At 69.4% G+C, this 15,475-nt stretch carries 10 protein-coding genes; 8 read left to right on the forward strand and 2 right to left on the reverse strand.

Going from position 1 to position 15,475, the window contains the following annotated elements; all coding sequences use genetic code 11:
- Positions 1 to 14 precede the first annotated feature (14 nt).
- On the reverse strand, positions 15 to 3,557 hold the full coding sequence (locus WHX56_RS00415; protein WP_338879909.1) for an indolepyruvate ferredoxin oxidoreductase family protein: 3,543 nt from the start codon (positions 3,555 to 3,557) through the stop codon (positions 15 to 17).
- Positions 3,558 to 3,658: 101 nt separating this feature from the next.
- Between WHX56_RS00415 and WHX56_RS00420 the strand changes: the two genes are divergently transcribed.
- A complete protein-coding gene (locus tag WHX56_RS00420) occupies positions 3,659 to 4,567 on the forward strand; it encodes a LysR family transcriptional regulator (protein ID WP_129240076.1) in 909 nt (302 codons plus the stop codon).
- Between the two features lie 8 nt (positions 4,568 to 4,575).
- Here the strand turns inward: WHX56_RS00420 and WHX56_RS00425 are convergent, their stop codons facing one another.
- A complete protein-coding gene (locus WHX56_RS00425; RefSeq protein ID WP_129240077.1) occupies positions 4,576 to 5,484 on the reverse strand; it encodes a LysR family transcriptional regulator in 909 nt (302 codons plus the stop codon).
- Positions 5,485 to 5,608: 124 nt separating this feature from the next.
- Between WHX56_RS00425 and WHX56_RS00430 the strand changes: the two genes are divergently transcribed.
- The 7 genes from WHX56_RS00430 (at position 5,609) to acnD (ending at position 15,465) form a co-directional block, all read left to right on the forward strand.
- Positions 5,609 to 6,202 carry an amino acid synthesis family protein gene (locus WHX56_RS00430; protein ID WP_338879910.1) on the forward strand — a complete coding sequence of 198 codons (594 nt, stop codon included), beginning with the start codon at positions 5,609 to 5,611 and terminating at the stop codon, positions 6,200 to 6,202.
- Complete coding sequence (locus WHX56_RS00435; RefSeq protein WP_338879911.1) at positions 6,199 to 6,987, forward strand: alpha/beta fold hydrolase; 789 nt, start codon at positions 6,199 to 6,201, stop codon at positions 6,985 to 6,987. Before WHX56_RS00430 ends, WHX56_RS00435 begins: the two co-directional genes overlap by 4 nt.
- A gap of 44 nt (positions 6,988 to 7,031) precedes the next feature.
- Complete coding sequence (locus WHX56_RS00440) at positions 7,032 to 8,006, forward strand: Bug family tripartite tricarboxylate transporter substrate binding protein (RefSeq protein ID WP_244234987.1); 975 nt, start codon at positions 7,032 to 7,034, stop codon at positions 8,004 to 8,006.
- 114 nt (positions 8,007 to 8,120) lie between these two features.
- A complete protein-coding gene (locus WHX56_RS00445) occupies positions 8,121 to 9,986 on the forward strand; it encodes a sigma-54-dependent Fis family transcriptional regulator (RefSeq protein WP_338879912.1) in 1,866 nt (621 codons plus the stop codon).
- 220 nt (positions 9,987 to 10,206) lie between these two features.
- Entirely contained in the window at positions 10,207 to 12,009 is a 1,803-nt protein-coding gene (locus tag WHX56_RS00450) for an NAD(P)/FAD-dependent oxidoreductase (RefSeq protein WP_338879913.1), read from the forward strand.
- A 130-nt stretch (positions 12,010 to 12,139) separates the two neighbouring features.
- A complete protein-coding gene (locus WHX56_RS00455) occupies positions 12,140 to 12,850 on the forward strand; it encodes a GntR family transcriptional regulator (RefSeq protein WP_129240082.1) in 711 nt (236 codons plus the stop codon).
- Positions 12,847 to 15,465, forward strand: a complete 2,619-nt coding sequence (gene acnD / locus WHX56_RS00460) for a Fe/S-dependent 2-methylisocitrate dehydratase AcnD (protein WP_338879914.1) — start codon at positions 12,847 to 12,849, stop codon at positions 15,463 to 15,465. The genes WHX56_RS00455 and acnD overlap by 4 nt, the downstream gene beginning before the upstream one ends.
- Positions 15,466 to 15,475: the final 10 nt, after the last annotated feature.

Here is a 15,475-nt window from a genome sequence, read left to right on the forward strand (position 1 = left end):
ACCACGCCCGCGCCTCAGGCCGCCAGGGACTCCCGCGCCCGCTTCCGGTAGCGTTCCCACAACGCGGCTTCGCGCGAGCGCGCCCGTTCCACGCCCTGCTCCTTGACGTGGCCATAGCCGCGGATGTCGTCCGGCAGCGCCGCCAGCGCCAGCGCCGCGTCGCGGTTGCCGGCATCCAGTGTCCGCGAGAATTCCTCCGCCAGTGCGAGGTAATCGGAGGCCAACTGCCTTTCCATACGGCGCTCGGCGGTCTTTCCGAAGACGTCCAGCCAGGTCCCGCGCACCCGCTTCATGGGCGCAAGCAGGTGGAATACCCGCGCCATCCACGGGCCGAAGGCGCGCTTGAGCGGGCGGCCCCGCGCGTCGCGCCGCGCGATCGCGGGCGGCGCCAGGTAATAGCGCAAGCGGTAGTCGCGCCCGGGCTCGCCTTCGAATTGCTCGCGCAGCCGGGCCTTGAATGCCGGATCCACGTACAGGCGGGCCACTTCGTATTCGTCCTTGTAGGCCATGAGCCTGGCCAGGTTACGGGCGACCGAGAGCGTCACCTCGAAGCCGCCCGGGTCGGCCAGCAGGGCCTCGCGGGCGCGCACGGCCTGCACGGCGGCCACGAATCGCGCCGCGTAGGCCTCGTCCTGGTAGGCCCGCAGGTGCTCGGCCAAACGCCTGATCCTGCCGTCCAGGGATTCGGGCAGCGCCAGCACCTGGGCCCTGGGCGCTGGCCTGAGCGCGTCGGCGCCCAGGTGCGCCGCCTGGCGGCCGAGTTCGAAGGCGGCCAGGTTCTTTTCCACCGCCACGCCGTTCAATTCGATCGCGCGCCGCAGGCTGTCCCGCGATAGCGGCAGCCCGCCCTGCTGCCAGGCATAGCCCAGCAGCAGCGGATTGGCGTAGATGCTGTCGCCCAGCAGCGCCTCGGCCAGGGGCCCGGCTTCGATGAAGCCGCAATTGCCGCCCGTGCTCCGCGCCAGCGCGGCCTCGGCCTGGGCGCCGGGAAAGCGCCAGCCCGGCTGCGACAGGAACGCCGCGGTCGGCGCCGCCGTGCTGTTCACCACGGCCCGGCCGCGGTCCGGCCGCAGCCGCGAGAGGACCTCCGGCGACGCCGACACCAGCGCGTCGCAGCCGATGACCAGGTCCGCCTCGCCCAGCGCCACGCGCGTGGCGTGCAGGTCTTCGGGACGATTGGCCAACTGCACGTGACTGAGCACGGCGCCGCCCTTCTGCGCCAGACCCGCCATGTCCAGCACGGTCACCCCCTTGCCTTCGATATGCGCGGCCGCGCCCAGCAGCGCGCCGACGGTCACGACGCCCGTTCCTCCCACGCCCGCGATCACCACGCGGTACGCCGCGCCCGCGGGAATATCCGCGCGGGCGGGCAGCGGCGCCTCGGGCAGTGCCGGCGCCCCCGCGGCCGCGCCGGGCTTGCGCAGGACGGCGCCTTCGGCCGTCACGAAGCTGGGACAGAATCCCTCGACACAGGAAAAATCCTTGTTGCAGGACGACTGGTTGATGCGGCGCTTGGTGCCCATCGGCGTATCCAGCGGCTCGACGGACAGGCAGTTGGACTTCACGGAGCAATCGCCGCAACCCTCGCAGACGGCTTCGTTGATGAACGCCCGGCGTGGCGGATCGGGATAGTCGCCGCGCTTGCGGCGGCGGCGTTTCTCGGTGGCGCAGGTCTGGTCGTAGATAAGCACCGTCGTGCCCGCGATGTCGCGCAGCGCGCGCTGCACCTCGTCCAGCGCCGCGCGGTGATGCACCTCGACTGTCCCCGGCAAGGCGCCCGCGCCGGCGTACTTCTCCGGCTCGTCGGTCACCACCACGGTCTTCGCCACGCCCTCCGCCTGCATCTGCGCGGCGATCTGCGGCACGGTCAGCACGCCGTCCACCGGCTGCCCGCCGGTCATCGCGACCGCGTCGTTGTAGAGGATCTTGTACGTGATGGACGCGCGCGCCGCGACCGCCGCGCGGATCGCCAGCAGCCCCGAATGGAAATAGGTGCCGTCTCCCAGGTTGGCGAAAATGTGCCGTTCGGACGTGAAATCCTTCTGGCCCAGCCAGGCGACGCCTTCCCCGCCCATCTGGCTGAAAGTGTCGGTCTTGCGGTCCATCCACATCGCCATGTAGTGGCAGCCAATGCCGGCCACCGCGCGCGACCCCTCGGGCACGCGCGTGGACGTATTGTGCGGACAGCCCGAGCAGAACCAGGGCTTGCGCTCCTCCACCAGCGTGGGCCGGGCGGCCTCGCGCTCCTTGGCGTCGATGACCGCGAGCCGCGCCGCGATGCGCGCGCGCAGCGCCTCGGACAGGCCAGCTTTGTCCAGGCGCGCGGCGATCGCCCGCGCGATCAGCGCCGGCGACAGCTCATGGCGCGCCGGCAACAGCCAGCCGCCGCGCGGCGTAGACCATTCCCCGCCGCCGTGCTCGCGCTCGTCGAACTTGCCGTAGACGCGCGGCCGCACGTCGTCGCGCCAGTTGTAGAGTTCCTCCTTCAGCGCGTATTCCAGGATCTGGCGCTTTTCCTCGACCACCAGGATTTCCTTCAGCCCCGTCGCGAACTCGCGCGCGTCCTGGGCGTCCAGCGGCCAGATACAGCCCACCTTCAGTACGCGTATGCCCGCCTCGCGGCAGGCGGCCTCGTCCAGGCCCAGGTCGTTCAAGGCCTGGCGCACGTCGAGATAGGCCTTGCCGGCCGTCATGATGCCGAAGTGCGCGCGCGGCGAATCCAGCACGACCCGGTTCAGTTTGTTGGCCCGCACGTAGGCCAGCGCCGCGTACCATTTGTGGTCCAGCAGCCGCGCCTCCTGCGCCAGCGGCGAATCCGGCCAGCGGATGTTCAGGCCGCCTTCGGGCAACGGATCCTGCGGCAGCACGATGCGCAGCCGCTCCGGATCCACGTCCACCGACGCGCTGGATTCCACCACGTCGGTCACGCATTTCATGGCCACCCACAGACCGGTGTAGCGGCTCATGGCCCAGCCGTGCAGCCCGTAGTCCAGGTACTCCTGCACGTTGGACGGATACAGCACCGGGATGCCGCTGGCGATCAGCACGTGTTCGGACTGGTGCGCCACCGACGAGGACTTCGCGGCGTGATCGTCGCCCGCCAGCATCAGCACGCCGCCGTGCGCCGAAGTGCCGGCGGAATTGGCGTGCTTGAGCACGTCCACCGACCGGTCCACGCCGGGCCCCTTGCCGTACCACATGCCGAACACGCCGTCGCGCGTCGCCCCCGGAAACAGGTTCAGTTGCTGCGAGCCCCACACGGCCGTGGCCGCCAGGTCCTCGTTCACCCCCGGCTGGAACACGACGTCGTGCGATTGCAGATGCCGCTTGGCCTTCCACAGTGCCTGGTCCAGCCCGCCCAACGGCGATCCGCGGTAGCCCGAGATGTAGCCGCCGGTATTCAGGCCCGCCTCGCGGTCGCGCTGTTTTTGCATCAGGGGCAGCCGCACCAGGGCCTGCGTACCGCTCAGGTAGATGCGCCCGTGGGTCCGGGTGTACTTGTCGTCCAGCGTCAGGCCATGGGTATCGGCCGCGCCGGTAGAGAGTGAGGCGTTCACGCTTGTCTCCTGCGTTCCAGGTTTTGATGTTTTCCGCAGTGTAGGAATGGCGCTGGTTATCGTATATTCATATATTCGTGTATCTGGTATTCGATAAACAGATGGCTAACGATGTCACCTTGCGCCAGCTCCGCTACTTCGCGGCCGCCGCCCGCACGGGCCGGTTCTCCATGGCCGCCGCCGACGAGCACGTCTCGCAATCCGCCATCACCAATGCCGTGCTGGCGCTGGAAGCCCAGTTGGGCGTGCGCCTGTTCGACCGCCATCCGCACGGCGTCACGCTGACACCCGAAGGGCACAATTTCCACCAGCGCACCCGCGACGTGCTCGACTCCCTGGAAGATGCCCTGCGCGAGCCCGGCTTCCAGCGCTATGCGCTGCGCGGATCGGTGCGGATCGCGGCGTCCTACACGGTGCTGGGCTACTTCCTGCCCGACCTGCTGGCGCGCTTCCGCCGGCGCTATCCCGACGTGGTGCTGGACCTGGTCGACCTGGACCGCCCCGACATCGAGGCGGCCGTGGCCAGCGGCGACGTCGAACTGGGGGTCGCGCTGCTGTCCAACGTGGAGCATCGCGAGCGCTTCGGGCACCACGTGCTGGTGCGGTCCCGGCGCCAGCTATGGACGGCGTCCGGCCATCCGCTGCTGCAGGCGTCCTCTCCCCCGTCGCTGGCCGACGTCGCGCGGTATCCCTACATCCTGCTGGAAATGGACGAAGGGGAACGCTCCGCGCTGGCCTACTGGCAGGCCCATGGCCTGCGGCCCGACATCGCGTTCCGGACGCGTTCGATGGAGGCGCTGCGCGGGCTAGTCGCGCACGGCTTCGGCGTCACGATGCTGTCGGACATGGTCTACCGTCCCTGGTCGCTGGAAGGCCGGAAGATCGAAGCCGTGCCCATCGTCGACGCCGTTCCGCCCATGGAGGCGGGCCTGCTCTGGCATCCCCGCGCGGCCATCGCGAAACCGGCCGAGGCGTTCCGCCAGTTCATGATGTATGCCTGCGGCGTCTGAAACGGCCGCTACACAAGTTCCGCGCCCTTGCGGCGCGTGAACTGGGCCAGCGACCGCAGCGCCAGCGCATGCATGGCCGCCACCGACGGCAGCAGCGTTTCCTCCTTGCGGCTCAGGACGCCGACGATGCGCTCCACCGTGGGTCCGGCCAGGGGCACGAAGGCCAGGCCAGTGCTGGCCGCCGGCCGCGCCAGCACCGGCAGCACGGTCACGCCCAGGCCGCTCACCACGCTGGCCAGCAGCGACGCGCGGTTGGACACCACCATGAACGGATCGTCGATCGCGCTGCCCAATTGCCGGTTCCGCAGCGTGTCGAAGGTGGCGTTGCCGATCAGGCGCTCGCCGGCCAGCGCCGACCAGGGCACCGGCCCCCGCCGCCGCGCCAGCGGATGGCTCTTGCGGCAGACCAGGCCGAAGGCGTCGCGCGCCACGGGCGCGAAGGCGACCTCCGCCGTGCGCGGCACCTGCCCGGCCACGCCCACCTGCACTTCGCCGCTCAGCACCAGCCGGTGCACGTCCTGCGAGGGCTCGTCGATGGCGCGGATGCGGATCGCGGGATGGCTGCGCGCGTAGCGTTCCAGCAGCCGCGGCAGCCACTCGTCGGCAAGCGACGGCATGACCGCCAGCGACACCGGCCCCTGGCTGCCCAGGCCGAACTGGCGCGCCGCGTCCAGCACCCGGTCGTGGGTGGCCAGCAGTTCGCGGAACAGGGGCGCCACGGAAGCGCCCAGCGGCGTGAGCTGCGCCCGCTTGCCGGGTTCGAAGAGCGGCGCTCCAAGCTGCTGCTCCAGGTCCTGCATGGCGGCCGACACGGCCGCCTGCGAACGGAAAGTGCCTTCGGCCGCCAGCCGGAAACTGCCGTGGTCGGCGGCTAGCAGGAACTGGCGCAGGTGCTGGATCTTCAGGGGCGGCGGCATGGCAGGGACGGCATTTAAATTCGGATTTCCTGAAATTAACTTGCGTTAATTTGGATTGTCAAAATTACACCGCGCATCCAACAATGGCCCCGTCTTTCATCCAACAAGTCGTGGAGCCGCGAAAATGTCCCTGCAAGTGCGCAAGGTAGTCAGTTATGTCGAGAAAACCCTGATCGAGGGAGGCCGCGCGGCCGAGCGGCCGCTGGAGATGATCGTGGCCGCCGCCGTGATCCGCAATCCGTGGGCCGGCCTGCCTTTCCAGGAAGACCTGCGGCCGCGGATCCTGGAGGCCGCGCCCCCGCTGGGCGCGCTGCTGGTCGAGGAGATCCTGCGCCAGGCGGGGTCCGCCGACCGGATCGAAGCCTACGGCAAGGCCGCGGTGGTGGGCACGGCCGGCGAAGTGGAGCACGCGTCCGCGCTGATCCACACGCTGCGCTTCGGCAACGCCTACCGCAACGCCGTCGGCGGCACCAGCTACCTCAGTTTCACCAATATGCGCGGCGGACCGGGCTGCGTGATTTCGGTGCCCCTGATGCACAAGCACGACGAAGGCCTGCGTTCCCACTACCTGACCGTGCAGACGACCATCAACGACGCCCCCGCGCCGGACGAAATCGTGGTCGCGCTGGGCGCCGCCACCTCCGGGCGTCCGCATCACCGCATCGGCAACCGCTATTCCGACCTGCAGGAACTCGAGCGCGAGGCCCAGGCGAAATGAGCGCGAACTTCCGCCGATCCGGCCGCGGCGAGCCGCTGGTGCTGTTGCACGGCGTCGGCCTGGACCACACCTTGTGGGACGACCTGGCGCCGCTGCTGGAACCGCATTTCGACGTGCTGCGCTACGACCTGCTGGGCCACGGCAACGCCCCCGGCATAGACGAAACCGTCACGATGCAGGACTTCATCGGCCAATTGGACGCCGAGCTGGCCCGCGCCGGCTGGCACAGCGCCAACGTGCTGGGCTATTCCATGGGCGGCCTGATCGCGGGGGCCTACGCCGCCGCCCGGCCGCAGCGGGTCACCCGGCTGGCGCTGCTCAGCACGGTGTTCCGGCGCAGCCCCGACGAAGCGCGCGCCGTGCTGGCGCGCCTGGACGCCGCCGCGACCCAGGATCCCGAGGCCGCCGCCCAGGTATCGCTCGCGCGCTGGTTCACGCCCGGCTTCCAGGCGCGGCGCCCGGAGCGGGTCGCCAGCATCGGACAGCGCCTGCTGCGCAACAACCCGCCTCACTTCCTGGCCGCCTACCGCATCTTCGCGCTGGGCGACCCGGTCCTGGCGCAGGCCGCCCCCGGCATCGCCTGCCCCGCGCTGGTGATGACGGGCGAAGAAGACGTCGGATCGACCCCGCGCATGACGCGCGAGCTGGCCGCCGCCCTGCCCCGCGGCCAGGCGCGCGTGGTGCCCGGCCAGCGGCATATGCTGCCGGTGGAGGCGCCCGCGGTCGTGGCATCGGCCCTGCACGGATTTTTTCTGCCGGGGACCGCCGGATCGTCCATTTCCTAGGGACGACCGGCGGCACAGGCAACGTGGAAACGGAGACATACAACATGATGAATCGCAGAACCCTCCTGAAGCACCTGGCGGCCCTGGCCGTCGCGCCGGCCGGCGCCACGCTGGGCCGCGCCGCCGGCGCGCGCGAAGCCCCCTTGCGCGTCATCGTGCCGTTCCCGCCGGGCGGCGGCACGGACGTGCTGGGCCGGGTCATCGCGGCGACGCTGGAAGGCGCGCTGGAACGGCCGGTCGTCGTCGAGAACAAGCCCGGCGCCAGCGGCATGCTGGGCGCCGACTACACCGCCAACGGCCCCAAGGACGGCAGCCTGCTGCTGTTCGCGGGCCTGGTGCCTTCGGTGCGCTACTACGCCCGTCCGCCCGAAGACGTGCTGAAGCAACTGGCGCCGGTCTGCCCGATCGCGCGTTCGCCCTACATGGTGGCGGTCAATGCCGACCTGCCGGCCCGGACCCTGGGCGAACTCGTCGCCCAGGCCAAGCGCGACCCCAAGGGCCTGACCTTCGGCACCCCTGGCAACGCCACCCCGCAGCATCTGGCCACCGAGCAGCTCCAGGCGGCTTGCGGCGTCGAGCTGCTGCACGTGCCGTATCGCGGCACGGGACCGATGATGACGGACCTGCTGGGCGGACAGATCCAGTTGGTGCTCGCCACCGTGGCGGCGGTCGAGCCCTATTTGCAGGGCGGGCGGCTGCGCGTGCTGGCCGTGACCAGCCCGGAACGCCTGCCCAAGTACCCGGACCTCCCCACGGTGGCCGAAAGCGGCTACCCCGGCTTCTCCGCGCAGATCCAGTTCGGCACCTACTGCGCCGCGGGCACCCCGGAGGCGGCCATCGCGGCGCTGAACCGGGGCGTCAACCTCGCGCTGCAGACCGAAACCGTCCGCGCCAAGCTGGCCGAACAGGGATTCCAGCCCACGGGCGGCACCCCGGCGCAATTGCAACAGGCGCTCCTGGCCGAAATACGCAACGTGGCCGGGCTGGTGCAGGCCGGCAAGGTGAAGGTCGACCTATAGCGCCCCGTCCCGCCGGTTCTGCTGGATAACCAGCATTTACAGGCGTGTCGTCTCCTGTGCATGCTGCTTTGGGACTCGGCGCAGATCGGGCGCACCCTGGCGAATGGAGACGACATGCCGAATTCCCTGCACTCCGCCCATATCCGCGAGATCGAACAGGTCGGCCTGGGCCGCCCCACCCAGCGCGACGCGCACGTGGTGAGCAGTTGGCTGCGCTGCCTGGACCAGTACCGCCTGGATCCCGCGCATGCCTGCGAGGCCTATATCGTGCCGGACGGGCGGCTGCGGGAACACCGCCAGCAATCCGAAGCGCTGATCGCCATTGCGCGCTCCGGCCTGGACAGCCTGTTCCGCCACGTCGCCGGGCAAAACTACGTGCTGCTGCTGGCCGACCGCCAGGGCGTCACCGTGGAATTCCTGGGCGACGCGCAACAGACCGCCAGCCTGCGCAAGGCCGGGTTGTACCTGGGATCGGAATGGTCGGAGCGGCGCGCCGGCACCTGCGCCGTGGGCGCCTGCCTGGAAAGCGGCGAAGCGCTCACCATCCACCAGACCGACCACTTCGACAACACCCACACGCCGCTGTCCTGCACCGCCGCGCCCATCTACAGCGCCGACGGCGAATTGGCGGCCGTTCTGGACCTCTCGCTGCTCAGTTCCCCCATCCTGAAAACCAGCCAGAACCTGGCGCTGCACCTGGTCACCAGCACCGCGCGGCGCATCGAAATGGCCAACCTGATGGCGCGCACCCGCAACGAATGGGTGCTGCGCTTTGCGCGTTCGCCGGAATTCCTGGACGTGGACCCAGAGGCCGCCATTTCGCTGGACGGGTCCGGCCGCATCCTGGGCATGACGCACACGGGCGCCAAGCTGCTGGCCAGCGCCGCCGGCCTGGACTGGCGCCATCCCGCCGGCCTGATCGGCCAACCCGTCACCCGTTTCTTCGACGTGGAGCTGGACGACCTGCCCCGCTACACCCGCGCCCACGCGCCGCAGCAGCGCCTGATCGCCGCGCGCGACGGCAACGCCCTGTTCGCGCACGCCATCGAACCCAACCGGCACGCCCGGGGCGCGGCCGTCGCGGTGCGCGGTCTGGACGGCGGCGACGCCAGGATGGCCGCCCTGCTGGCGCGCGCCGCCAAGCTGGCCAGGCAGGGCCTGCCCATCCTGCTGCAAGGCGAAACCGGCGTGGGCAAGGAATACCTGGCCCGCGCCATCCATGACGGCAGCCGGCGCGCGGGCCGTTTCGTCGCCGTGAACTGCGCGGCGATCCCGGAATCCCTGATCGAAAGCGAACTGTTCGGCTACCTGCCGGGGGCCTACACCGGCGCGGCGGCGAAGGGCCGCAAGGGCCTGATCGAGGAATCCGACGGCGGAACCCTGTTCCTGGACGAAATCGGCGACATGCCGCTGGCGTTGCAAAGCCGGCTGCTGCGCGTCCTGGCCGAATCCGAGGTCACTCCCATCGGCGCCAACGCGCCGCGCGCGGTGCGCCTGAGCCTCGTGTCGGCCTCGCACCGCGACCTGGCGGCGCTGGTGCGCGAGGGACGCTTCCGCGAAGACCTCTACTACCGCGTCAACGCCGCGACGCTGACCGTGCCGCCGCTGCGCGAGCGCGACGACCTGGAGTGGCTGATCGCCCGCCTGCTGGCGCGCCACCAGGACGACTCGGGCGCCCCGGCGCTGGCGCCCGCCGCGCTGATGGCGCTGAAAGCCCATTCCTGGCCCGGCAACATCCGCGAGCTTGCCAATGTCATCGCGGTGGCGGCCGCGCTGTGCGAAAACGGCGTCATCGAACCCGGCGACCTGCCCGACGCGCTGGCGCCGGCGGCGGCAGCCGCCAGCCCCGGAGAAGCCGCCTTGCGCGCCATGCTGGCGCGTTGCGCCGGCAACGTGTCCGAAGCCGCCCGGCGCCTGGGCGTGGACCGCTCCACCGTCCATCGCCAGATGCGGCGCTACGGCCTCTCCTCGCGCCACTGACAGGGCGCGCCACACCCGAACGCCACACCTGTGGCGCGCCGCCACGGCGCCCGGTCCCGGCCCCTCGCCGTTCCCGGGCGTTCCGCGCCCCCGGGCGGGTGGCATGGCGATTGCTTGATCGTTATCGACGCCCACCGGCCGGCACAGGCCGGGGCCGCCGACGGACCGCCCGCCGGTCCGACACAACAACGACCGCCCGCAACGGGCAAGGAGACAAGACATGCAGACCGATCATGCCGGCGCGGCCCTGGACGCCGTGCTCGCCCGCCTGAACACCGCGCTGGGCAACAAGGACATCGATGCCGTCGCCGGACTGTTCCAGGACGAATGCTATTGGCGCGACCTGGTGCTGTTCACCTGGAACCTGCGCACCCTGGAAGGGCACGGCCAGATCCGCGACATGCTGCGGCGCCAACTGGCGCAGGTGGAGCCGGTGCGCTTCAGCCGCGACGCCAAGGAGGCCGTGTCCGACGACGGCGGCCTGCTGCAAGGCTGGATCGAGATCGAGACCAACCTGGCCCGCGGCTACGGCCACGTCCGCGTCAAGGACGGCAAGATCTGGACGCTGCTGACCACCATGTCCGAACTCAAGGGCCACGAGGAGCCGAGCGGCGTGCGCCGGCCCAAGGGCGCCGAGCACGGCAGCAGCCGGACCCGCCAGACCTGGCTGGAAAAGCGCGAGCAGGAGGCCGCCGAACTCGGCTACCAGACCCAGCCCTACGTGCTCATCATCGGCGGCGGCCAGGGCGGCATCGCGCTGGGCGCGCGCCTGCGCCAACTGGACGTGCCCACCATCATCATCGAAAAGAACGAGCGCGCCGGCGATAGCTGGAGAAAGCGCTACAAGTCGCTGTGCCTGCACGACCCGGTCTGGTACGACCACCTGCCCTACATCCCCTTCCCCGAGAACTGGCCGATCTTCGCGCCCAAGGACAAGATCGGCGACTGGCTGGAGATGTACACCAAGATCATGGAGCTCAACTACTGGACGTCCAGCGTCTGCCAATCGGCGCGCTACGACGAGCAGAAGCAGGAATGGGAAGTCACCGTGCTGCGCGAAGGCAAGCCGGTGGTGCTGCGGCCCAAGCAACTGGTGCTGGCCACGGGCATGTCCGGCAAGCCCAACATCCCCAAATTCCCCGGACAGGACGAATTCCAGGGCGAACAGCAACATTCCTCGCGCCACCCCGGCCCCGACGCGTACCGCGGCAAGAACGTCGTGGTCATCGGCGCCAACAACTCCGCGCACGACATCTGCGCGGCGCTGTGGGAAGCCGGCGCCAACGTCACCATGGTGCAGCGTTCGTCCACCCACATCGTGCGGTCCGACACGCTGATGGACATCGGCCTGGGCGGCCTGTATTCCGAGCAGGCGCTGGCCAGCGGCATGACCACCCGCAAAGCCGACCTCACCTTCGCGTCCCTGCCCTACAAAATCATGGCGCAGTTCCAGATCCCGCTGTATGACCAGATGCGAGAGCGCGACGCCGAGTTCTACGGCAAGCTGGAAGCCGCCGGCTTCATGCTGGACTGGGGCGACGACGGCTCCGGCCTGTTCATGAAATACCTGCGGCGCGGCTCGGGCTACTACATCGACGTGGGCGCCTGCGACCTGATCATCGACGGCAGCATCAAGCTGCAATCCCGCACCGACGTCAGCCACCTGACCCGCGACGCCGTCGTGCTGAAAAACGGCGTGACCCTGCCCGCCGACCTGGTGGTCTACGCCACCGGCTACGGGTCGATGAACGGCTGGGCGGCGGACCTGATCAGCCCGGAAGTCGCGGACAAGGTCGGCAAATGCTGGGGCCTGGGCTCGGACACCACCAAGGACCCCGGCCCCTGGGAGGGCGAACAGCGCAATATGTGGAAGCCCACGCAACAGGATGCGCTCTGGTTCCACGGCGGCAACCTGCACCAGTCCCGGCACTACTCGCAGTACCTGTCCCTGCAACTGAAGGCGCGGCAGGTGGGGATGCCGGTGCAGGTCTACGGCCTGCAGGAGGTGCATCACAAGCGGTAGGCCCGCGCCGGGCGCCCTGGGGCCGGCCGCTTGCGCGCGCCCCGGTCCCGGGGTAAATTGTTGACAATCCGTCGCTTAACCGCGCCTTATTCCGATTTTTTCTCCACGAAACCGGAAAATTGTCGACACAATGAGCAAAGTGCTGACGCTGCCGGGCGCCGCCCCGGGCGATAGCGAGACGCTTTCGGAACATATCTTCCGCAAGATCCAGTCCGCCATCGTCAAGGGCGAGATCGCCCCCGGCAGCAAGATTTCCGAACCCGAGCTGGCGCGCGTCCACGGCGTCAGCCGGGGCCCGCTGCGCGAGGCCCTGCACCGGCTGGAAGGCCAGCGGCTGCTGGTCCGCGTGCCGCATGCCGGCGCCCGCGTGGTGTCGCTGTCGCGGCAGGAACTCTCCGAACTGTACGAAATCCGCGAATCGCTGGAAGGCACCGCCTGCCGCCTGGCCGCCGAACGCATGCCCCCCGCCGAAATCGCGGAACTGCGCGGCGTGCTTGAAGCGCACGAGCGCGACGAGGCCTTCCAGGCTGGGCTCGGCTACTACGAACAGGAGGGCGATTACGACTTCCACTACCGCATCGTCAAGGGCAGCGGCAACCAGATGCTGTTCCGCATGCTGTGCGACGAGCTCTACCAGCTTGCGCGCATGTACCGCATCCAGTATTCGACGACGCCCAACCGCCCCCGGCAGGCCTATGCCGAACACCACCGCATTCTTGACGCCATCGCCGACCGCGATGGCGAGTTGGCTGAAATCCTGATGCGCCGCCACATCCGCGCATCCCGTCTCAACATCGAACAGCAGATCGCGCAGGGCAACCTGCAGCGCACCGAGGCATGAACCACTCCTACCGCAAGCCCCTGCCCGGCACCCGCCTGGACTACTTCGACACCCGCGCCGCCGTCGAGGCGATCTCGCCCGGGGCCTACGACCGCCTGCCCTACACGTCCCGCGTGCTGGCCGAGAACCTGGTGCGCCGCTGCGACCCGGCCATGCTGACGGATTCGCTGAAGCAATTGATCGAGCGCCGCCGCGACCTGGACTTCCCCTGGTATCCGGCGCGCGTGGTCTGTCACGACATCCTGGGCCAGACCGCGCTGGTGGACCTGGCCGGCCTGCGCGACGCCATCGCCGAAAAAGGCGGGGACCCCGCCAAGGTCAACCCGGTCGTGCCGGTGCAGTTGATCGTGGACCACTCGCTCGCCGTGGAATACGGCGGCGACGACCCCGACGCCTTCGCCAAGAACCGCGCCGTGGAAGACCGCCGCAACGAAGACCGCTTCCACTTCATCGACTGGACCAAGCAGGCCTTCCGCAACATCGAGGTCGTGCCGCCGGGCAACGGCATCATGCACCAGATCAACCTGGAACGGATGTCGCCCGTCATCTACACGCAGGACGGCGTGGCCTTCCCCGACACGCTGGTCGGCACCGACAGCCACACCCCGCACGTGGACGCGCTGGGCGTAATCGCCATCGGCGTGGGCGGCCTGGAAGCCGAGAACGTCATGCTGGGCCGCGCGTCCTGGATGCGCCTGCCCGACATCGTCGGCGTCGAACTGACCGGCCGCGCCCAGCCCGGCATCACCGCCACCGACATCGTGCTGACGCTGACCGAATTCCTGCGCAAGGAAAAGGTCGTGGGCGCCTACCTGGAGTTCTACGGCGAAGGCGCCTCCAGCCTGACGCTGGGCGACCGCGCCACCATCTCGAACATGGCGCCGGAATATGGCGCCACGGCCGCGATGTTCTCGATCGACCAGCAGACCATCGACTACCTGCGCCTGACCGGCCGCGAGGACGAACAGATCGCGCTGGTGGAAACCTACGCCAAGACCGCGGGCCTGTGGTCCGACAGCCTGAAGAACGCCGAATACGAACGCGTGCTGCGCTTCGACCTGTCCAGCGTGGTGCGCACGCTGGCCGGCCCGTCCAACCCGCACCGCCGCCTGCCGGTGGCCGACCTGGCCGAGCGCGGCATCTCCGGCGTCGTCGAGAACGAACCCGGCCGCATGCCCGACGGTGCCGTGATCATCGCGGCAATCACCAGTTGCACCAACACCAGCAACCCGCGCAACGTCATCGCCGCCGGCCTGCTGGCGCGCAACGCCAACCGCGCGGGCCTGACCCGCAAGCCCTGGGTGAAGAGTTCGCTGGCGCCCGGATCCAAGGCGGTCTCGCTGTACCTGGACGAAGCCGGCCTGACCGAAGACCTGGAAAAACTCGGCTTCGGCGTCGTGGCCTTCGCCTGTACCACCTGCAACGGCATGTCGGGCGCGCTGGACCCGAAGATCCAGCAGGAAATCATCGACCGCGACCTCTACGCCACCGCGGTGCTGTCCGGCAACCGCAACTTCGACGGCCGCATCCACCCCTACGCCAAGCAGGCGTTCCTGGCTTCGCCGCCGCTGGTCGTCGCCTACGCCATCGCCGGCACCATCCGCTTCGACATCGAGCGCGACGTGCTGGGGCAGGACGCCAGCGGCCGCGACATCCGCCTCAAGGACATCTGGCCCAGCGACGAAGAGATCGACGCCATGGTCAAGTCCGCCGTCAAGCCCGAGCAGTTCCGCAAGGTCTACGCACCCATGTTCGGCATCCAGGACCGACGCGGCGCCGCGGTCAGCCCGCTGTACGACTGGCGCCCGATGAGCACCTACATCCGCCGCCCGCCGTACTGGGAAGGCGCGCTGGCCGGCGAGCGCACCCTGCGCGGCATGCTGCCCCTGGCCGTGCTGGGCGACAACATCACGACCGACCACCTCTCGCCGTCCAACGCCATCCTGATGGACAGCGCCGCCGGCGAATACCTGCACAAGATGGGCCTGCCCGAAGAGGACTTCAATTCCTACGCCACCCACCGCGGCGACCACCTCACGGCGCAGCGCGCCACCTTCGCCAACCCCAAGCTCTTCAATGAAATGGTGAAGAACGCCGACGGCACGGTGCAACAGGGTTCGCTGGCGCGCGTGGAGCCCGAGGGCAAGGTCATGCGCATGTGGGAGGCCATCGAAACCTACATGACCCGCAAGCAGCCACTCATCATCGTGGCCGGCGCCGACTACGGCCAGGGTTCGTCGCGCGACTGGGCCGCCAAGGGCGTGCGCCTGGCCGGCGTGGAAGCCATCGTGGCCGAAGGCTTCGAACGCATCCACCGCACCAACCTGATCGGCATGGGCGTGCTGCCGCTGGAGTTCAAGCCGGGCGTCGACCGCAAGACGCTGGCCCTGGACGGCACCGAAAGCTACGACGTCATCGGCGAACGCAAGCCGCGCGCCGACCTGACGCTGGTGATCCACCGCCGCGACGGCCAGACCGTGCAGGTGCCGGTGACCTGCCGCCTGGACACCGCCGAAGAAGTGTCGATCTACGAGGCCGGCGGCGTGCTGCAGCGCTTCGCGCAGGACTTCCTGGAAGCCGAATCCGCGGCCGGCGCCGACAAAAAGGCCGGCTGACCCGCACCCC

The sequence above is a fragment of the Achromobacter veterisilvae genome, from assembly GCF_037619525.1.
Classification (GTDB): Bacteria; Pseudomonadota; Gammaproteobacteria; order Burkholderiales; family Burkholderiaceae_B; genus Achromobacter; species Achromobacter veterisilvae.

Excerpts from the sequence above, each read along its gene's own strand:
- WHX56_RS00420 (WP_129240076.1), top strand. The coding sequence starts at position 3,659 with ATGGCTAACGATGTCACCTTGCGCCAGCTCCGCTACTTCGCGGCCGCC.
- WHX56_RS00425 (WP_129240077.1), bottom strand. The coding sequence starts at position 5,484 with ATGCCGCCGCCCCTGAAGATCCAGCACCTGCGCCAGTTCCTGCTAGCC.
- WHX56_RS00430 (WP_338879910.1), top strand. The coding sequence starts at position 5,609 with ATGTCCCTGCAAGTGCGCAAGGTAGTCAGTTATGTCGAGAAAACCCTG.
- WHX56_RS00435 (WP_338879911.1), top strand. The coding sequence starts at position 6,199 with ATGAGCGCGAACTTCCGCCGATCCGGCCGCGGCGAGCCGCTGGTGCTG.
- WHX56_RS00440 (WP_244234987.1), top strand. The coding sequence starts at position 7,032 with ATGATGAATCGCAGAACCCTCCTGAAGCACCTGGCGGCCCTGGCCGTC.
- WHX56_RS00445 (WP_338879912.1), top strand. The coding sequence starts at position 8,121 with ATGCCGAATTCCCTGCACTCCGCCCATATCCGCGAGATCGAACAGGTC.
- WHX56_RS00450 (WP_338879913.1), top strand. The coding sequence starts at position 10,207 with ATGCAGACCGATCATGCCGGCGCGGCCCTGGACGCCGTGCTCGCCCGC.
- WHX56_RS00455 (WP_129240082.1), top strand. The coding sequence starts at position 12,140 with ATGAGCAAAGTGCTGACGCTGCCGGGCGCCGCCCCGGGCGATAGCGAG.
- acnD (WP_338879914.1), top strand. The coding sequence starts at position 12,847 with ATGAACCACTCCTACCGCAAGCCCCTGCCCGGCACCCGCCTGGACTAC.